The organism is Flavobacterium chungangense LMG 26729 (assembly GCF_000735715.2).
Taxonomy (GTDB): domain Bacteria; phylum Bacteroidota; class Bacteroidia; order Flavobacteriales; family Flavobacteriaceae; genus Flavobacterium; species Flavobacterium chungangense.
In genome coordinates this window covers 972,798-991,881 of the sequence record NZ_JASY01000002.1, presented here as the reverse complement: position 1 = coordinate 991,881, position 19,084 = coordinate 972,798, and the positions used below count along the sequence as shown (strand labels likewise).

Below are 19,084 nucleotides of genomic sequence, written 5' to 3'. Positions count from 1 at the left end.
AACGTAGTTTTACCTACTTTATTATTGTATTTCGTAAATTACCGGAGCAGTTCTTGGTAATAAATAACTTCCAGCCCCAACAAGTTTTGTTTTAATTTCAGAAATAGTAACCTGATCTCCTTTACCTGCTTTTGAAAGAACTGATTTACACTGTGCATTTAATCTGTTACCGTTAACTACTACAGTAGGCTGTCCGGTAATTTTTAAATTAAATCCAACTACATCTAAACCAACCTCGAAATCAAAATCTTGTAATTTAGCGCCAATTGTAGCAATTTCTAAGTTAGATTTAGGCCCTTTAACAACACCCATTTCTCCTCTAATTGTACCTGTTGGACCAGGAATACCTTTAATTCTGAATGTTTTCTTATCTGTAACTTTATCTCCGTTTGGCAATGTTCCTGTAACAGAAATTGTAGCTTCTGTACCTGAACCAGGACTCATGTTATATTTTCCTGGTTTACCAGCAGAATTTAATCCAGGAGCACTTGCAACAATCTTGTTAGCGTCAACTCCTGCAAATGAAACAGAAATTGGGTTAACAACACCTCTGTAGACAACATTCATCTTATCAGCAGAGATTGTAGCTGAATTTGGTCTTGGAACTACTACATATTTACCAGCAAATTTTAAAGGAATATTTTTACCATCTTCTAAGAATGTAAACTGTCCATTAATATCCTGCTCTCCAACACCTCCTGCAGTTAATGAAATAACTGCCTGTCCATTAACAATTTGTCCAGGACCTTGAAATGAAGTAGGTTTAGTATTTTCATCATAACGACCTAAAACTACTTTACCTGTTACTTTTTCACCTTGGAAATAGGCATTTTTATCCAAAACAACAATTGCCTGATAGTTGCTGTAAGAAGCAGCAGCTACTGCAGCCTTTCCTAAAGCACTGTTATAAACATCAGTTTCTGCTTTTTGAACGTCATTTTGCCAAGCAGAAAGTTTAGCTAAAGAAGCAACTGCTGGAAAACCTTTAAAATGATAAGCTAAATATTTATCTTTTAAGCCTTCTTTGTTTTTAACATCTGAAACATCAAATTTCTTTTCAATCTCAGCAACAATTGCAGCATACTTTTTATCAGATAAAGCGGCTTTCATATCTGCTTTATACTTTTCAATTTTAGAAATAATATCATTTCCTTTAGCAGTATAACCTTCACCTGTAAACCAGTTGTCGATATTATCACCTTTATCCATTGCTTCATAAGGTAATTTACCAGTTTCTTTATCTGTTTCAAAACCTTTTAAAACATCGCCCTTCAAACCACCGATGTAGGCATAAAATTCTTTTGAAGCTGTTTCAACTTTATGTGCTGTAACTGCTGCCGCTGCAAATTCTCCTTTTGCTTCAGCAGCTTTTTGATCTAATGACGATAATAATCCGGCATTTGATTGCTCAGATGATGTATTCGCACTTTCAAATTTTTCATTCATTAATCCAAAAGCAGATAATACTTCTTTGGACATATTCATTGCTAACATTGCGATGAAAACCAGATACATCAGGTTAATCATCTTCTGTCTAGGGGTTAATTTTCCTCCTGCCATTTTTTTCTAATTAGTTTTTATTAATAAATTTAATATATAGTTAAAAACTAATTATCCTTTGTTACTCATTGCAGAAAGCATACCACCATAAACATTATTTAAAGAAGCAATATTCGCAGTCATTGATTGCATTTGCTCTTTTAATTTAGATGCATTCTCAGCAATTTCTTTATTAGCATCAGCATTTCTTGCAGCGCTTTCTAATTGAACTTTGTACAAACTGTTTAATGATTCCATTTGAGCAGCAGCCATAGACAGTTCTTCACTGTATTTTTTTGTTGACGCAATAGAATCTACAGTTGGAGAAATTGCTTTAGCAGCTCCTTCAAAATTCTTAATACTGTTTCCTAAACTTGACATTAATTCTCCGTCAATTTTAGCTTCTTTAAGCATTACATCTAATTTTTGAGACAACAATCCTTGGGCATCAGATGGTGTTTCAACTTTATCAGCTTTCTTTTTAGCCTGACCATTTGCTAATTCAGGATACACAAGAGTCCAGTCTAATTCATCTTCTACAGGTTCGAAAGCCGATAGTGCAAAAATTAACGCCTCTGTCACTAATCCTACTGAAAGCATCAATGTACCTGTTAAAGGTCCAATCTCAAAGTGAGTAATTTTGAATAATGCTCCAATAATTACTACTGCCGCTCCCATACCATAAGCGAAATTCATTGCTTTTTTACTTAATAATGCCATAATAATACTCTTTTTTTAGGTTTTAAATAGATTTGGTTATTGAATTGAATTTAATTTAATTTAATTTACTTTTTACTTCCGGTAGCTTGAGTACCCATATAATCCTGAACGGTTCTGAAACCGATATAACTTCTTGCAGAATCTGCATATTCATGGTCACGAGTTCCTACTTGTAAAAAGTAAGCAACATCTTTCCAGGAACCTCCACGAACAACTTTTCTTTGATTGTTTCCATCAATCACGTTTGGATTCATTGTAGAAACATACTCATAGGCATTTGGATTGTAAGCTGAATCTGTCCACTCCGAAACATTCCCCGCCATATTATACAAACCATAACCATTCATTTCGTATGATTTAGCCTCAACTGTATACAAAGCTTCATCAGCAGCATAATCACCTCTGCTTGGCTTAAAGTTAGCTAAGAAACATCCTCTATCACTTCTGGTATATGGACCACCCCAAGGATAAGTTGCAGATTCCAAACCTCCTCTTGCCGCATACTCCCATTCTGCCTCTGTTGGCAATCTGAAAGCATTAACCAAGTCACGTCCTTTTTTCTTTGATTTAATGTAACTATTTTTATTTAAAGTTCTCCATGCACAGAAAGCTTTAGCCTGTTTCCAAGTTACACCAACTACAGGGTAATCTCCATATGCTTTATGCCAGAAATAATCATTATGCATTGGCTCATTGTATGAATAAGCAAAATCTTTAATCCAAACAGCTGTATCAGGATAAATTGGCACTTCTTCAGTTTTTACGAAATCTTTTCTCTTACCAACTTTAGCTTTAGCAGCAGCCTGAATATCCATCCATGAATAACGGAATTTCAATTTATTTACATCAATTGTTCTTAAACCATTATATGACTCTTCAATTGGCAAATACATAGAATCCATTACCTCAGTATAATACTCATCCGGATAAGCTTTTGTATCTCTTATTAACTTAACCTTCTTATTTAATTTTCTACCAGCATAAGGATCATCTTTTGTTCCTACACTATAATAATTATCATACATATATTTATCATAAGCCGTCATTTTATCCGGCTCTGAATCATTAAATGCATAATCTGCAATACTACCGGCATTTTTACCTTTACCCGTTGTACCAGCTGCTGATTTTTGTCCAGTTTCGTCAGCTAAAATAGCTAAACGTACTCTCATTGTAGAATCTTTTACCCATTCTACAAACTGACGGTATTCAGAATTTGTAATTTCTGTTTCATCCATATAAAATGAACGAACCGTTACTGTTTTTGTAGGAGCATCTTCTACTGCAGCTAAATCACCATCGGATTTACCCATGATAAAAGATCCACCTGGAATCAAAGTCATTCCATAAGGCTTTTCAGGATGCCATTTTCCTCCTTGCACACCAACTAATTCGCCTTTATCACCGGATTTACCACAGCCAATTACTAGTGTTAACATTGTCGCAAATGCAATAAACTTCTTCATATAAATTTGGGATTTCTATTCATTATTATAAGTCGTAAACGTATTTATTATTTTTTAAAAAAACAATACTATATCTATATTTATTTCAGCGGTCAAAATTAATGTTAAAAAAAATAAAAAAAAAATATTTTGATGATTAAGTGTTTGAAATAATCCCCATAAAACGTTAAATTTTATGTTTTACACTTCGATTTTTACTAAAACAAACAAAATAAAATATTTATAAAATCTAAAAATTAAGATTTTCAACAAAAAAACTGATTATAAAGCATTTTTTCGTTGCGCTTTCCACCACCTTTCCGGCAGTTCCTGATTACAAGCACATAAATACTCGTCATAAGAACAAGGTAACAACGTATTTCTTTTCAATTTATTGTGTCCATTTGACAAGGAAGGGATTTCAATCCACCAACGATCTGTCTTGTCACTTTTGTAAAAAATCAACTCTTCATTTTCAAGCGGAACAATATACTTTAAGTAATTTGTTCTGCTTCCAAAAGGATATTCTTTAGAACGATAATGATAACCTTCAACAAAATACCAAATTATTTGAGCAATCATAGCCGATTCATGTACAGTACTATTATGATTAAAAATTCCAAATGATGAAACCTTATCACTAATTCCCGCATAACGTGCTAAGGAACAAATCTCTTTCCCATTAAAACCATTAGGTTCAAAAGAAACTGTGTTTCCAGAATCCGAAGACTTTATTGAATTTAAATCAATACTTACCAAATCGGCATCTCTAAAAATGGGCTCTGCCAAGGCTATATTATTCGAAATTTCTCCTAAACGATAGGCATCAAAGAACAATTTTTCGATCAAATCAATTTCTTCCTGCGAATTATAATAGGTTTGATAGCCAATATTACAATAGTTAAAAAGATTATTAGGTTCATCAATTATGATTTTTGTAAGATAAGAAGTAGACGAAACTGTTTCATTTTCCTTCCCAAAATCAAATCTGTTATCGACAGAAACCATATTAACCATTTGCTCCAAATCATCATAAGCCCGATACAAAGCATATGTCAAATCCTGCGAACCTCCCAGAACTATCGGAATCACTTTATTTTTCATTAACAATGAAGTGACTTTTTTTACTGCAAAATAAGTGTCTTCTACCGACTCCCCCGCCAAAATATCTCCTAAATCAGCAATAGATGCGTCCCAGTTACCCGGAAACATACCGTAAAGTTTTTTACGAACCGATGTTAAGTTAACTTCATTAACAATATCAATATTTCTACGATCTTCCAAAACACCAACAATAGCAATATTAATTTTACTTATATCAGGAAACTGATCCTGAGTATGCAAAACAATTTTACTACCCAATTCTTGAGAAGACAATGAACTAATAAATTTTAAAACTCCTTCGCTAACTGGTTCCAGAAAATCAAATTCCATCTTTATTTCTTTTTAGCAGCTGTTTTTTTAGCTGGAGCTTTCTTTGCTGTTGTTGCTTTTTTTACTGGCGTTTTCTTTGCCGGCGTTTTGGCTGCAATCATTTCCTGAACCTGCGTCAATGTTAATTTTGCTGCATCAACATCTTTACTTAATTCAATTTTGATTTTACCTTTTGTAATTACCGAACGCCCCCAACGTGCTTTTTCAACTAAAATTCCTTCTTCTTCCCAATTATGAAGCACCTTATCAATATTTTTCTGCAACTTATCTTCGATCAGTTCTTCAACATCAGCTTGTGATAAATTATCAAAATTGTATTTTTTACTCACATTTACAAAAAGACCATTCCATTTGATGAACGGCCCAAAACGTCCCACACCTTTTTGAACTGCTTCTCCTTTATAAACTGCAATGGGTGCATCTGCAAGAGCTTTTTCATCAATTAATTCCTGAGCTCTTTCTTTGGTAACTGCAAGAGGATCTTCTCCTCTTGGCAGAGAAATAAAAACACTTCCATGTCGTACATAAGGCCCATAACGTCCATTACTTACCTCAACTTCTTCTCCTTTATATTCTCCTAAGTTTTTAGGCAATAAAAATAAATTCAAAGCTTCTTCCAAAGTAATATTTCCAATATTCTGATCTGCCATTAAACTGGCAAACTTTTTATCTTCATCATCCGCTTCTCCAATTTGAGCCATTGGACCAAATTTTCCTAAACGAACAGATACTTGTCTTCCATCTGCATCTTTACCCAGAATTCTTTCACCGCTTTCTCTTTCCGCATTTGCTTCAACATCTTTAACATTTGGATGAAACTTGTCGTAGAATTCCTGCATCATAGTTGCCCAGTCAATATTCCCTTCAGCAATTTCGTCAAAATCCTGCTCTACTTTTGCCGTGAAATTATAATCAAGGATATTTCCGAAATTCTTAACTAAGAAATCAGTAACAATTGTTCCGATATCTGTGGGAACCAACTTCCCTTTATCAGAACCTGTATTTTCTTTCAGCAATTTCTCTCCTACTTTATCAGCCTGCAAAGTAAGTTGTGTATAATTACGTTCCTGACCTTCAAGAGTTCCTTTTTCTACATAATTTCTGTTGATAATAGTAGAAATAGTTGGTGCATATGTAGACGGGCGCCCGATTCCTAATTCTTCTAACTTTTTAACCAACGAAGCCTCTGTGTAACGTGCCGGTGGTCTTGAATATCTTTCTGTTGCCGTGATGTAGTTATTAGCTAATTTTTCATTCTCTTTTAAAGCAGGCAACATTCCTTCTTGTTCTTCCTCGTCATCATCATGCCCTTCAAGATATACTTTAAGAAAACCTTCAAAAAGCAAAACTTCTCCAGAAGCCGTAAAGATTTCACTATGATTATTAGCTTCAATTTTCACGTTTGTTCTTTCTAATTGTGCATCACTCATTTGAGACGCCAATGTTCTTTTCCAGATCAAATCGTATAAACGAGCCTGATCACGATCTATGTTTACCGTATGACGTGACATATCTGTCGGACGAATTGCCTCGTGCGCTTCTTGTGCACCTTTGCTTTTGTTAGCGAAAGTTCTCGGTTTTGAAAACTCTTTCCCGTATGATTTTATAATTTCAGCTTCAGCAGCATCCATTGCATCTTTTGAAAGGTTCACACTATCCGTTCTCATATAAGTAATAAGTCCGGCCTCATACAAACGCTGTGCAAGCTGCATGGTGATTCCTACTGGCAAATACAATTTTCTCGCTGCTTCCTGTTGAAGTGTCGAAGTTGTAAATGGTGCTGTTGGAGATTTTTTGGTAGGTTTAGTTTCTAAATCGGCTACCTTATATTTTGACCCGATGTTTTTGTTTAAAAAATCTTCGGCTTCTTTTTTTGTATTGAAATTTTTTGGCAATTTGGCTTTGAAAGCTTTTCCAGCTTCATTCACAAATTCTGCTACAACTGAATAACTGGCAACTGCATTAAAACTTTGAATTTCGCGTTCTCTCTCTACAATCAAACGCACAGAAACAGATTGCACACGTCCGGCAGAAAGTCCTCCTTTAATTTTTCTCCACAAAACTGGAGACAATTCGTAACCTACCAAACGATCTAAAACACGGCGTGCCTGCTGGGCGTTTACTAAATTATAATCAATTTCTCTTGGATTATCGATCGCTTTAAGAATTGCACTTTTGGTAATTTCGTGAAAAACAATTCTTTTGGTTTTCTTAGTATCTAGTTTTAATTCTTCCGCCAAATGCCATGAAATAGCTTCTCCTTCGCGGTCCTCATCACTTGCCAACCAAACCATTTCGGCATTTTTAGATAGTGTTTTCAGCTTACTTACTAAGGCTTTTTTATCTGGAGAAACTTCATATTTAGGTTTAAATCCGTTTTCAACATCCACTCCTATTTCCTTTGATGGCAAGTCGGCAATATGCCCATAACTTGACTCTACCTGAAAATCGCTACCTAGAAATTTCTCTATCGTTTTCGCCTTTGCAGGTGACTCCACTATTACTAAATTCTTTGCCATTGCTCTTTTTTTCTGCAACAAAAGTAGAAGTTTTTTTTAAATATCAACCCTGATAATTCATTTTTGAAGTATTTTGACAATATGATTCTAAAAATTGCAGATTTATCTATAAACAGATTGATTATATATATAGGTATAGTTTTTAGAGGTTGATGGCATACAAATTCCTTTTAATTTTAAAACTTAATTACTATACAAAAATTTATAACTAAAATTATGATTACTTATATCTATTGGCAACTCTCGTATTTCTTTTGAAGCATTTAAACAACCAATTATTTTGTCCAATTTTTTAAACTCCTCTTCTTCAAATCTATTATTCCAGGATTCCTTTCTTCTTGAATTGAATCTTCTTGAATTGAAAGTCCAACTTAATTTGGAACAAACATATTTAATATCGTCATTCTCTGATAAATTTAAATCACATTTTATAAATATAAATTCACTATCATCTTCGAGATTACTAAAAACTATAAATTTATCTTTAATGTTCTCGATAACTTTAACTCTAACTTCTTCGTTTTTTGGATAATCAGATATTAAATAACAATTTCCAATCTTAAATTTTTCTTTACATTCTTGTGACATTTTTCTATATTTTTTTTTGGTTAATTCACAAATATACAACCACTTAAAAGCTTTTACAAATTACTTAATTTCAGACACATCTTCTTCTGAAACCGAATGCCATAGCCCGGATTGAAGTGTAAAGCCCGGAGTTAAAAAAGCAAAAGTTTCCTGTTTTAAAAAAGCGACCGGCGGAAGCTCTTTTTAAAACATTAGAAACTTTGCTTTTTTAATGAGGACTTGAAACGGAAAGCCGGAAATAGCTCCTAATAAAATGCAATTTGTAAAATGTATTTACAAAACAATGTTGCCGAATGATTCTGAAAACATTGTTAATTCTTTATCTGACATCTTGTCATATTGATGGTATTTGCGTTATCTTTGCACTTTGAAATTTTACAATGGAAAAGATTATTGAAGAAAGCAAACAGGGCGAAAGTCTTGTTTTAGAAAATAAGCCTGAGAACACAAAAAAACTTTTTATAGAAAGTTACGGCTGTGCGATGAATTTTTCGGACAGCGAAGTCGTAGCTTCGATTTTATCTGATGGTGGATACAACACTACATCGGTTTTAGAAGAAGCAGATCTTGTTTTGGTTAACACCTGCTCAATTCGCGACAAAGCCGAGCAAACTATCCGTAAGCGTCTTGAAAAATATAATGCGGTAAAACGTATTAACCCGAAAATGAAAGTGGGCGTTTTGGGCTGTATGGCCGAACGTCTAAAAAGTCAGTTTCTGGAAGAAGAAAAAATAGTAGATCTTGTTGTTGGTCCTGATGCTTATAAAGATCTTCCGAATTTATTAGCAGAAGTTGAAGAAGGACGCGACGCTATCAATGTAATTTTATCAAAAGAAGAAACATACGGAGATATTTCGCCTGTTCGTTTAATGAGCAACGGAATTACCGCTTTGGTTTCGATCACCCGTGGATGCGATAATATGTGTACGTTTTGTGTTGTGCCTTTTACACGCGGACGTGAACGCAGTCGTGAACCGCAAAGTATTATGACTGAAATTCAGGATTTATGGGGTAAAGGTTTTAAAGAAATCACGCTTTTAGGTCAAAACGTTGACAGTTACCTTTGGTATGGAGGCGGCTTGAAAAAGGATTTTGTAAATGCTTCTGAAATGCAAAAAGCAACTGCTGTCGATTTTGATCAATTGCTTGAAATGGTTGCTGTAGGTTTTCCTAAAATGCGTATTCGTTTTTCGACTTCAAATCCGCAGGATATGCATGAGAGTATTTTGCACGTTATTGCAAAATATCCAAATATCTGTAAACATATTCACCTACCAGTTCAGTCAGGAAGCAACAGAATTTTAAAAGAAATGAATCGTTTGCATTCTCGCGAGGAATATATGGCGCTGATTGATAAAATTAGAGCGATTGTTCCCGATGCTTCAATCTCACAAGATATGATTGCCGGTTTCCCAACAGAAACCGAAGAAGATCACCAAGACACTATGAGTTTGATGGAATATGTAAAATATAATTTTGGTTATATGTATTCGTATTCTGAACGTCCCGGAACTCTTGCGGGAAGAAAAATGAAAGATGATGTTGAGGAAGAAACCAAAGCAAGAAGATTACAGGAAATTGTTGATTTACAACAAAAACACGCTTGGTTTAGAAGCGAAGAATTCGTAGGTAAAACTGTTGAAGTGTTAGTAGAAAAAGTTTCTAAGAAATCTAAAGAAGAATTCTCAGGAAGAAATTCTCAAAGCATTACAGTTGTTTTCCCTAAAGAAAATTACAAAATTGGGGATTTCGTAAACGTAAAAATCACAAGTTGTACTAGTGGAACTTTGAAGGGTGAAGCGGTTGGGTATTCTGAAATGAATTAATAATTTTAAGTTATAAATTAAGAATGGAAAAAGAAATTATTATTGAATACAAGCCTAACGTAGATACATTGGTTAAAGTTTCCAAATACCTACTTTTCAGGATGGGGTTTGTAAAGTGGATTATGTTTATTTTCTTTTTTGTTATTATACAAAATGCTATTTTATCAACCACGCAATCTGAAACTAATTTAGAGTGGAATTTTCTGGATTTTATTCCTTTCGGAATAGTTATTATAGTTTGGTTAGCCATTTATTTTCTGACTATTTCCAGTATTAAAAAAAACATTCTTAAAAACAAAAAAAACTTAGAACTCCAAAAAATAACTTTCAATAGAGAGACGTTCACACAAGAGGGCGAAAGTTTTAAAATGGTAAATCTTTGGAAAGAATCTTTTCAAATCAAAGAAACCGATAAATGGTTTTTGATCTATCTAAATAAAACCTCTGCTTTACCTATTATTAAAGAAGATTTAAAAGACAATCAATACAATGAATTAAAACATCTTTTTAATTCAATCGATATAAAAAAAAGTTTAAAAAAATAAGATTTAAGTCTGCAAAGAACTTGAAACTTGAAACCAATAAAACTTGAAACAAAAAAATGGAAACAGTTCAAGCAATAAAACAACGATTTGAGATTATTGGGAATGACCCAAAATTAAATCGCGCCATTGAAAAAGCCATTCAGGTTGCACCTACTGATATCTCGGTAATGGTAACCGGAGAAAGTGGTGTTGGTAAAGAAAATATTCCAAGAATAATTCATTCGCTTTCTCACAGAAAACATGGTAAATATATTGCTGTAAACTGTGGTGCTATTCCGGAAGGAACTATTGACAGTGAACTTTTCGGGCATGAAAAAGGAGCTTTTACAGGTGCTACAAGTACACGTGAAGGTTATTTTGAAGTAGCCGACGGCGGAACCATTTTTCTTGATGAAGTTGGCGAATTGCCTCTGACAACTCAGGTTCGTTTACTTCGTGTACTTGAAAATGGCGAATTTATAAAAGTAGGTTCTTCACAAGTTCAGAAAACAAATGTGAGAATTGTTGCAGCTACCAATGTAAATCTATTTAACGCAATCGAAAAAGGAAAATTTCGTGAGGATTTGTACTATCGTTTAAGCACAGTAGAAATTACTTTACCTCCTTTAAGAGAAAGAAACGACGACATTCATTTATTATTCAGAAAATTTGTTGCCGATTTTGCACACAAATATAAAATGCCTCCATTACGATTAGATGATGATGCTGTACAGCTTTTGCAAAAATTCAGATGGAGCGGAAATATTCGTCAGCTTCGAAATGTTGCTGAACAGATTTCGGTTTTAGAAACCAATCGCGATATTACACTTGCAACCTTAAAATCTTATTTGCCTGCTGAAGGCAGCAATCTGCCTTCTGTAATTAACGACAGTAAAAAAGAAAGTGACTTTAGTACCGAAAGAGACATTTTGTATAAAGTGCTTTTTGATATGAAAAGTGATTTAAATGATTTAAAAAAACTCACTTTAGAATTAATGAAAAATGGGTCTTCAAAAGTTCAGGACATCAATCCAAATTTAATTCAGAAAATTTATGGCTCACAGGAAAACGACAGTGAAATAGATTTTGAAGAAGAACCAAGGACAGCGGTTATGACGCCAGCAGTTCATGAAGATAATTATCATATACCAGACGACAACAACTATTTAGACGCTGAAACGATTGAAGAAGAAGAGATTTTACGTTTAGAACAAAAAGAAATCGAAATGATCAAAAAATCACTAGAGAAAAACAAAGGTAAACGAAAAGCTGCGGCTGATGAATTGGGTATTTCTGAGCGAACTTTATACCGAAAAATCAAACAATTTGACTTATAAACTAATCAATTCCAAAAATTAAATTGCAAATTCCAAATTAGTATATTTGAACAAAATTAGAATTTCATTCAAAACTTTATGAAAAAAATATATTCTCTATTAGCCCTAATCAGTCTTTTAACACTGAGCGGTTGTACTGTAAAATATAACTTTACAGGTGCTTCTCCAATTGAAGGCAAAACATTTCAGGTGAACTTTTTTCAGAATAACGCTGATTTGATTGAGCCTGGAATCGACAGAGAGTTCACATTGGCTTTACAGGATTTAATCATGAATCAGACTAATTTAAATTTAGTAAGCTCAAATGGTGATTTGCTTTATGAAGGTGAAATTACAGATTACCGAATTACTCCAATGAGTGCAAGTGCTGTGACTACAAATGGTGATGCAACAGCTTCCCAAAACCGTTTAACGATTCGTGTAATGGTTCGTTTTTCAAATAGAAAGAAAGAAACTGATGATTTTGAAAAAACATTCGAATTTTATCATGACTATCCGGCGCAATCTCAACTTGTAGGATCAGTTTTAAATGAAGCCATCAGAGATATTTTTGAAAGAATTACCCAGGATATCTTTAATGAATCGTTAGCTAAATGGTAAAATTGCTTAATCGGTTTTATTAACAATTAAACAACAATAACTAGGTTAAAATAATGAATGTAACTAATTATACATACTTAATAAATAAGCCTGATGCCATCACAGAAAAGCATACTGAAGCATTGGAAAATGTTCTGTATGAATTTCCGTATTTTCAAAGTGCCCGTGCATTGCGATTAAAAGGGCTTTATAATAAAAATAGCTTTAAGTATAATTATGCCTTAAAAGTTACAGCAGCCCACACAACCGACCGCTCTGTTTTATTTGATTTTATTACTTCTGAAACTTTTACGACTATTCAAGGCGAATATTATGACCGTCAACTTAGAGATCTTTTAAACATAACAGTTTTTGACAGTGAAATTGTCTTAGCGGAAGAAAAGAAAAAACTGGCAGAAGTTCATATTGATCCTATTGAAAAGTCTATTTTAAATTCTATTAAAGAGGCTACAACTGTCACAAACGCTACTTTTGAAGAAGCTGCAAAAATTGAAGAAAAACGAATTGATTCAATTACTGAGCAATCGATTTTGGATTCTTTTAAAGAAGTAACAAACGTTACTTTTGAAGAGCCTGTAAAAATTAAAGAAAAACCAGTTGACACCAACTTTAGATTCTTTTAAAGAAATAACAACCACTACTTTTGAAGAACCTCTAAAAATTGAAGAACAGTCAATTGATTCAATTACTGAGCGACCAACTTTAGATTCTTTTAAAGAAATAACAACCACTACTTTTGAAGAGCCTCTAAAAATTGAAGAACAGTCAATTGATTCAATTACTGAGCAACCAACTTTAGATTCTTTTAAAGAAGTAACTCCAGCTATTGAAGAAGTACCTATTATAAAGGAACAAACACGAACTTTTTTTGATGAAATTGTAGAGGATGAAGTTCCCGAAGTAAGAGTTGAGTCAATTGAACAATCTGTATATACTTCATTACAAGATGCATCAACAATTGTCTTTGAAGAAGCTCTTGAAGAACCTACAGAAACTGAAGTTCCGCAATCAGTAAAAATTGCTGAAGAAAACCTGGAAATTGGAAAACCATTGGATTTTTCTGTTAGCGAAAAGCATTCTTTTCAGGAATGGCTGCAATTAGCAAGACCAGAACCAATTGACAGAACAAATGAAGGTCCCAAAGAAGCAGTAAAAACAGAAATTGAAGTTGAAAACATAGTCGAAAATGAAATAATGGACGAAGAGAAAAAGAAAAAAGCAGAAATAATAAATAAATTCATAGAAGCGAATCCGAAAATTTCACCAATCAAACAAACCGCAATAACTCCGGCAGTACAACCTGACTCTCATAAAGAAGATAATTCTTATTTAATGACAGAGACGTTAGCCAGAGTTTATTTGGAACAAAAAAAATATACAAAGGCAATACAGGCATATGAAATATTAATTTTGAAATATCCAGAAAAAATTACTTTCTTTGCAGACCGCATATCGGATATAAAGATTTTACAACAAAATAACAATAACAATAATTAAGTAATGAGTACATTTTCAATTTTTTTAGTTTTAATCACAATAGTTTGTTTTCTATTGATCGTAGTAATTATGGTTCAAAACCCTAAAGGAGGCGGATTATCGTCTACAATTAGTGGAACTCAAATGTTAGGCGGAGTACAAAAAACGACTGACTTTTTAGACAGAAGTACCTGGACGCTTGCTACTATTTTGATTGCTTTAATCTTGCTTTCAAGTTTAAGCTTCCCAAGTATTTCAGGGGGAACAGACTCTAAAATTATTGAAAAAACTGAAGCACCCGCAGCTAATACTCCTGCTGCTCCAACTCAACAAACTCCTGCTCCGGCAACTCCAGCAGCTAAATAATAATTTAAATACAAAAATGAAATGCCAGCCTGTCAAAGCTGGCATTTTTTTTAGGAAAAAATGTCAGTTTTAAGAGCATGGCACAATTTCTGAAAGTCAAATAGAACATTAAAAAACGTATAACTATAATAATATAAAATCATGGCCTTAAACATTAAACCGCTTTCAGATCGCGTACTTATCGAGCCAGTAGCAGCCGAAACCAAAACTGCCTCAGGGATTTTTATTCCGGATACTGCCAAAGAAAAACCACAAAAAGGAACTGTAGTTGCAGTAGGAAACGGGTCTAAAGACCATACTATGACCGTAAAAGTTGGCGATACTGTCCTTTACGGTAAATATGCAGGAACTGAATTAAAACTGGAAGGAACTGATTATTTGATCATGCGTGAGGATGATATCTTGGCGATAATCTAAAAAAAATACAAGTATTAAGTTCTGAGTATTAAGAATTAAGATATTTCAAACTTGAAACAAACAAACTTTAAACAAAATTAAAAAATGGCAAAAGATATAAAATTTGATATTGAAGCACGTGACGGTTTAAAACGTGGTGTTGATGCATTAGCAAATGCTGTAAAAGTAACCCTTGGACCAAAAGGTCGTAACGTAATTATCGGGAAATCATTTGGTGGACCAACTGTTACTAAAGATGGTGTTTCTGTTGCAAAAGAAATCGAATTAAAAGACCCATTAGAAAACATGGGCGCACAAATGGTTAAAGAAGTTGCTTCTAAAACCAATGATTTAGCGGGTGACGGAACTACAACTGCTACAGTTTTAGCACAGGCAATCGTAAAAGAAGGTCTTAAAAACGTTGCTGCAGGAGCAAATCCAATGGATTTGAAACGTGGTATCGATAAAGCGGTTGAAGCTATCGTTGCTGACCTTGCAAAACAAGCTAAAGTTGTTGGAAGCGATTCTGACAAAATCAAACAAATTGCTTCTATCTCTGCAAATAACGACGAAGTTATTGGTGAATTAATCGCTACAGCTTTCGCAAAAGTTGGAAAAGAAGGTGTTATTACTGTTGAAGAAGCTAAAGGAACTGATACTTTCGTAGATGTTGTTGAAGGAATGCAGTTTGACAGAGGATATCTTTCTCCTTACTTCGTAACAAATCCGGAGAAAATGGAAGTTGAATTAGACTCTCCATACATCTTATTATACGACAAAAAAGTATCTTCTTTAAAAGAACTTTTACCAGTTTTAGAGCCAGTTGCTCAATCAGGAAAACCATTATTGATTATTGCTGAAGATGTTGACGGAGAAGCTCTTTCTACCCTTGTAGTAAATAAATTAAGAGGTGCTCTTAAAATTGCTGCTGTAAAAGCTCCAGGTTTTGGAGACAGAAGAAAAGCAATGTTAGAAGATATCGCAATCTTAACCGGTGGAACTGTAATTTCTGAAGAAAGAGGTTATACATTAGAAAACACAACTATCGAAATGTTAGGAACTGCGAAAAGAGTTTCTATCGATAAAGACAACACTACAATTGTAAGTGGTGCTGGTGAAGCTGATATCATCAAAAACAGAGTAAACCAAATCAAAGGTCAGATGGAAACTACTACATCTGATTATGATAAAGAAAAATTGCAAGAGCGTTTGGCTAAATTAGCCGGAGGTGTTGCAGTTCTTTACGTAGGTGCAGCTTCTGAAGTTGAAATGAAAGAGAAAAAAGACAGAGTTGACGATGCTTTACACGCAACTCGTGCTGCTGTTGAAGAAGGAATTGTTGCCGGTGGTGGTGTTGCTTTATTAAGAGCAAAAGCTGCTTTGGCAGACCTTAAAGCCGATAACGCTGATGAGGCAACAGGAATTCAGATTGTATCTCGTGCTGTTGAATCTCCGTTAAGAACTATTGTTGAAAATGCAGGTCTTGAGGGCTCTGTAGTTGTGGCAAAAGTTGGTGAAGGTTCTGGTGATTTTGGATATAATGCCAAAACTGACGAATACGTAGACATGCTTAAAGCCGGAATTATCGATCCTAAAAAAGTAACTCGTGTGGCATTAGAAAATGCTGCTTCTGTTGCCGGAATGATCCTTACTACAGAATGTGCATTAATTGATATTAAAGAAGAAAACGGTGGTGGAATGCCAATGGGAGGCGGAATGCCGGGAATGATGTAAGACCCCATTCCAACTATATATAAATCCGTTTACCAAAAGTAAACGGATTTTTTTTAGCTTTTATTTTTTTTATCTTATCATGATAAAAATTTTGATGTTTTAAACAAAACATTAAGAATGCGTTAACTACAACAGATTGTTATTGCAATTAAATTTATGTGCTGATTTATTCAACATATAATTTAGCTTAAACATTTCTTTGTATGAAACTATTTTCCAGATTTTTTAGTTTGTTATTCTGTTTGCAATCCTTTTCTCAAACTGCTAATAATTCGGAAAAAATAAAGGAATATATCAATACTTATTTTCATTATGACAGGGAAATTATCCATGTACAATTCAACAAAAATATTTACATAAACAATGAAGATATCGCTTTTAAAGGATATGTATTCAGTAAAAATAACAATATTCCAAACAACAATACTACAAACGTTGAATTGGTAGTCTATGATGATCAGCAGCAAATAATTCAAAAGCAATTACTTTTTACAGAGAATGGCACTTTTAAGGGCGGAATTCATTTGAACGAGAAATTTAAACCCGGTAAATATAACTTCCATTTTTATACTAACTGGATGAATAATTTTAAGGAAGATGATTCTTTTAATCAAACAGTTGAAATTATAAGTAAAAACAATCCCTATGTTTTTGAAGCTAATGACCCTGACTGGAAAACGGCAGAAATAAGTTTATTTCCGGAAGGTGGCAATATAATCGACGGCATCATTAATACAGTTGGAATTAAAATTAAAGATTGTAATAAGAAGGGCCTTGAAATAATGAACGGAGTTATTTTGGATTCTAAATCAAATGATGTTGCGCATTTTCAAACCAACTCAATGGGAAATGGCGTTTTTTATTTGAAAGCTGATTTGAAAGAAAAATATACGCTCAAAATAAATTCTGAAAAATTAAACATATCACAGCCGTTGGGTAAAATCGCTGAAACCGGGATTATTTTGAGTTACAATAATAATCTGGCGAAAAACAATTTGCTTGTTGTTCTTAAAACCAATGAAAAAGGCCTTCAGTTATACCAAAATAAAAAATTCATTTTGCTAGTTGAACAGGATGGTAATTTTATGCAGCAAGAAATTACTTTCAACAATAATAAAACAGAACAGCCCTGCTTTTTTGATAAAAAGATTTTATCAAATGGGGTAAACACCATTAGAGTGCTCGATGAAGATTTGAATGAAGTTACTGAGCGACTCGTATACATCGAGAACAATACTACTCCCATAACAACTCTGGAAGCAAAAGCAACATCTAATGACAGTATTATGCTATCTGGAAAAACAGAAGTCAATAAGGCTCATTTAAGTATCAGCATACTTCCTGAAAAGAGTGTTTGTATGAATCAAAAAAAATCAATTTCAGGTACCTTTTACCTGAATGCGTATTTAGAAAAAACAGAAACAAATACGTATCCTTATTATGATCTGGACAACAAGAATCGAAAACAAGACCTGGAACTCTTAATGCTTAATCAAAATAAGGGCAAATTTCTCTGGGAAAATATTAAATCTGATCCGCCAAAAATAAATTATCAATTTGAAAAAGGGGTTACTCTTAGCGGTAAAGTAGAGAAAGAACTAAAACCCAATTCGAAGAACAAAATTTCTCTTATATCCTTAAAAGATAATTCATTTGAAGAAGCTAGTATAGATGAGCATAATGATTTTAAGTTTGAACATTTTTATGCACAGGATTCTACGGTATTAGCTGTACAAATGATAAATGAAAAAAACGCTGCCCTATTTACTAAGATAGAAGCCAGAGTTTCCAGAGACGAACCCCGTTTTATTTTAGGGCCTTTATTCGAAAAAATTACTTGCCCTGTATTAAAAACTACAGATAATGTTTTTAATTTCGCTTCGCCAAAGCCAGAAGACAAGGCTATTGAACTGGAAGGAATCGCAATAAAAAACAATTTCAAAAAAGAGATTTTAACGCACAAAAACAGCATGAGTCCTGTTGCTAAAGCCTTTAAAATTAAAGAAGGAGAATACAGAACAGTTTTGAGCTTCCTGACATCGAACGGATATAATACCGGCATCAACCAAAATGATAATACTGTATATGTTCGCAACTCAAGAGGAGCATATCTGGGCGATTCAGCAAGTTCTCCATCAGTATATATTGATGACATTTTAGCTTTTGATTTTAATCAATTGTTAACTCTTACTTTAGATCAGATAGATGAAATTTATATTGATCAATCAGGCAGTTCGGATGTTTCATCTGTAGGACATGGTACGATTAAAATTTACATGAAAAAAGGACAGAAAAGTAATTATTTTAAACCTAAGTTTACCACGTTCATCGTAACAAAGGGTTTCGCTCAAAACATTAATTACAAAAATAGCAGATTTGAAAATCAGGAGGAGTTTAATTATTTCGGCACTTTAAACTGGTCTCCGGATATAGATTTAAAAGACGACCACTTAGACTATCAGATAAAATTTCCTAAAAACAATCAAAAAGAAATTCAGGTCTTAATTGAAGGATTTTCTGAAGGAGGACAATTAATTTCAGAAGTCAAAAAAATTCATATTGGAGGAAATTCATAATTTC

Annotated in this window: 16 protein-coding genes; 10 read left to right on the top strand and 6 right to left on the bottom strand. The window is 33.6% G+C overall.

What is annotated here, in order from left to right:
• Positions 1 to 21 precede the first annotated feature (21 nt).
• From porM to JE46_RS07485, 6 genes are all read right to left on the bottom strand, one after another.
• Positions 22 to 1,560 (bottom strand): type IX secretion system motor protein PorM/GldM, encoded by a 1,539-nt coding sequence (gene porM / locus JE46_RS07510; RefSeq protein WP_031454645.1) that lies wholly within the window; start codon positions 1,558 to 1,560, stop codon positions 22 to 24.
• A gap of 51 nt (positions 1,561 to 1,611) precedes the next feature.
• The gene (porL, locus tag JE46_RS07505) at positions 1,612 to 2,259 is read right to left on the bottom strand and encodes a type IX secretion system motor protein PorL/GldL (protein WP_031454644.1); all 648 of its coding nucleotides are present in this window, start codon (positions 2,257 to 2,259) and stop codon (positions 1,612 to 1,614) included.
• A 65-nt stretch (positions 2,260 to 2,324) separates the two neighbouring features.
• On the bottom strand, positions 2,325 to 3,725 hold the full coding sequence (porK, locus tag JE46_RS07500; RefSeq protein WP_031454643.1) for a T9SS ring complex lipoprotein PorK/GldK: 1,401 nt from the start codon (positions 3,723 to 3,725) through the stop codon (positions 2,325 to 2,327).
• Positions 3,726 to 3,986: 261 nt separating this feature from the next.
• On the bottom strand, positions 3,987 to 5,138 hold the full coding sequence (locus tag JE46_RS07495; protein WP_031454642.1) for a formimidoylglutamase: 1,152 nt from the start codon (positions 5,136 to 5,138) through the stop codon (positions 3,987 to 3,989).
• Positions 5,139 to 5,140: 2 nt separating this feature from the next.
• Positions 5,141 to 7,657 carry a type I DNA topoisomerase gene (gene topA, locus JE46_RS07490; RefSeq protein ID WP_031454641.1) on the bottom strand — a complete coding sequence of 839 codons (2,517 nt, stop codon included), beginning with the start codon at positions 7,655 to 7,657 and terminating at the stop codon, positions 5,141 to 5,143.
• Positions 7,658 to 7,840: 183 nt separating this feature from the next.
• The gene (locus JE46_RS07485; protein ID WP_031454640.1) at positions 7,841 to 8,245 is read right to left on the bottom strand and encodes a hypothetical protein; all 405 of its coding nucleotides are present in this window, start codon (positions 8,243 to 8,245) and stop codon (positions 7,841 to 7,843) included.
• A 380-nt stretch (positions 8,246 to 8,625) separates the two neighbouring features.
• Between JE46_RS07485 and miaB the strand changes: the two genes are divergently transcribed.
• The 10 genes from miaB (at position 8,626) to JE46_RS07435 (ending at position 19,080) form a co-directional block, all read left to right on the top strand.
• The gene (gene miaB / locus JE46_RS07480; protein ID WP_031454639.1) at positions 8,626 to 10,071 is read left to right on the top strand and encodes a tRNA (N6-isopentenyl adenosine(37)-C2)-methylthiotransferase MiaB; all 1,446 of its coding nucleotides are present in this window, start codon (positions 8,626 to 8,628) and stop codon (positions 10,069 to 10,071) included.
• 23 nt (positions 10,072 to 10,094) lie between these two features.
• Positions 10,095 to 10,616, top strand: coding sequence for a YcxB family protein (locus JE46_RS07475; RefSeq protein ID WP_031454638.1), 522 nt, complete (start codon positions 10,095 to 10,097; stop codon positions 10,614 to 10,616).
• 56 nt (positions 10,617 to 10,672) lie between these two features.
• Entirely contained in the window at positions 10,673 to 11,932 is a 1,260-nt protein-coding gene (locus JE46_RS07470; protein WP_031454637.1) for a sigma-54 interaction domain-containing protein, read from the top strand.
• Between the two features lie 78 nt (positions 11,933 to 12,010).
• A complete protein-coding gene (locus JE46_RS07465) occupies positions 12,011 to 12,532 on the top strand; it encodes an LptE family protein (protein WP_031454636.1) in 522 nt (173 codons plus the stop codon).
• Positions 12,533 to 12,585: 53 nt separating this feature from the next.
• Entirely contained in the window at positions 12,586 to 13,155 is a 570-nt protein-coding gene (locus JE46_RS07460) for a hypothetical protein (protein ID WP_209445151.1), read from the top strand.
• Entirely contained in the window at positions 13,130 to 14,029 is a 900-nt protein-coding gene (locus JE46_RS07455) for a tetratricopeptide repeat protein (RefSeq protein WP_051872837.1), read from the top strand. Before JE46_RS07460 ends, JE46_RS07455 begins: the two co-directional genes overlap by 26 nt.
• A gap of 3 nt (positions 14,030 to 14,032) precedes the next feature.
• Complete coding sequence (gene secG / locus JE46_RS07450) at positions 14,033 to 14,374, top strand: preprotein translocase subunit SecG (RefSeq protein WP_031454633.1); 342 nt, start codon at positions 14,033 to 14,035, stop codon at positions 14,372 to 14,374.
• 141 nt (positions 14,375 to 14,515) lie between these two features.
• Positions 14,516 to 14,791 (top strand): co-chaperone GroES, encoded by a 276-nt coding sequence (locus tag JE46_RS07445; RefSeq protein ID WP_012023920.1) that lies wholly within the window; start codon positions 14,516 to 14,518, stop codon positions 14,789 to 14,791.
• Between the two features lie 84 nt (positions 14,792 to 14,875).
• Positions 14,876 to 16,504 (top strand): chaperonin GroEL, encoded by a 1,629-nt coding sequence (gene groL, locus JE46_RS07440; protein ID WP_031454632.1) that lies wholly within the window; start codon positions 14,876 to 14,878, stop codon positions 16,502 to 16,504.
• A 203-nt stretch (positions 16,505 to 16,707) separates the two neighbouring features.
• The gene (locus JE46_RS07435; protein ID WP_157505885.1) at positions 16,708 to 19,080 is read left to right on the top strand and encodes a hypothetical protein; all 2,373 of its coding nucleotides are present in this window, start codon (positions 16,708 to 16,710) and stop codon (positions 19,078 to 19,080) included.
• Positions 19,081 to 19,084: the final 4 nt, after the last annotated feature.

Bases quoted from the DNA above. Each gene is read 5' to 3' on its own strand.
- porM (WP_031454645.1), bottom strand. From the start codon at position 1,560: ATGGCAGGAGGAAAATTAACCCCTAGACAGAAGATGATTAACCTGATG.
- porL (WP_031454644.1), bottom strand. From the start codon at position 2,259: ATGGCATTATTAAGTAAAAAAGCAATGAATTTCGCTTATGGTATGGGA.
- porK (WP_031454643.1), bottom strand. From the start codon at position 3,725: ATGAAGAAGTTTATTGCATTTGCGACAATGTTAACACTAGTAATTGGC.
- JE46_RS07495 (WP_031454642.1), bottom strand. From the start codon at position 5,138: ATGGAATTTGATTTTCTGGAACCAGTTAGCGAAGGAGTTTTAAAATTT.
- topA (WP_031454641.1), bottom strand. From the start codon at position 7,657: ATGGCAAAGAATTTAGTAATAGTGGAGTCACCTGCAAAGGCGAAAACG.
- JE46_RS07485 (WP_031454640.1), bottom strand. From the start codon at position 8,245: ATGTCACAAGAATGTAAAGAAAAATTTAAGATTGGAAATTGTTATTTA.
- miaB (WP_031454639.1), top strand. From the start codon at position 8,626: ATGGAAAAGATTATTGAAGAAAGCAAACAGGGCGAAAGTCTTGTTTTA.
- JE46_RS07475 (WP_031454638.1), top strand. From the start codon at position 10,095: ATGGAAAAAGAAATTATTATTGAATACAAGCCTAACGTAGATACATTG.
- JE46_RS07470 (WP_031454637.1), top strand. From the start codon at position 10,673: ATGGAAACAGTTCAAGCAATAAAACAACGATTTGAGATTATTGGGAAT.
- JE46_RS07465 (WP_031454636.1), top strand. From the start codon at position 12,011: ATGAAAAAAATATATTCTCTATTAGCCCTAATCAGTCTTTTAACACTG.
- JE46_RS07460 (WP_209445151.1), top strand. From the start codon at position 12,586: ATGAATGTAACTAATTATACATACTTAATAAATAAGCCTGATGCCATC.
- secG (WP_031454633.1), top strand. From the start codon at position 14,033: ATGAGTACATTTTCAATTTTTTTAGTTTTAATCACAATAGTTTGTTTT.
- JE46_RS07445 (WP_012023920.1), top strand. From the start codon at position 14,516: ATGGCCTTAAACATTAAACCGCTTTCAGATCGCGTACTTATCGAGCCA.
- groL (WP_031454632.1), top strand. From the start codon at position 14,876: ATGGCAAAAGATATAAAATTTGATATTGAAGCACGTGACGGTTTAAAA.
- JE46_RS07435 (WP_157505885.1), top strand. From the start codon at position 16,708: ATGAAACTATTTTCCAGATTTTTTAGTTTGTTATTCTGTTTGCAATCC.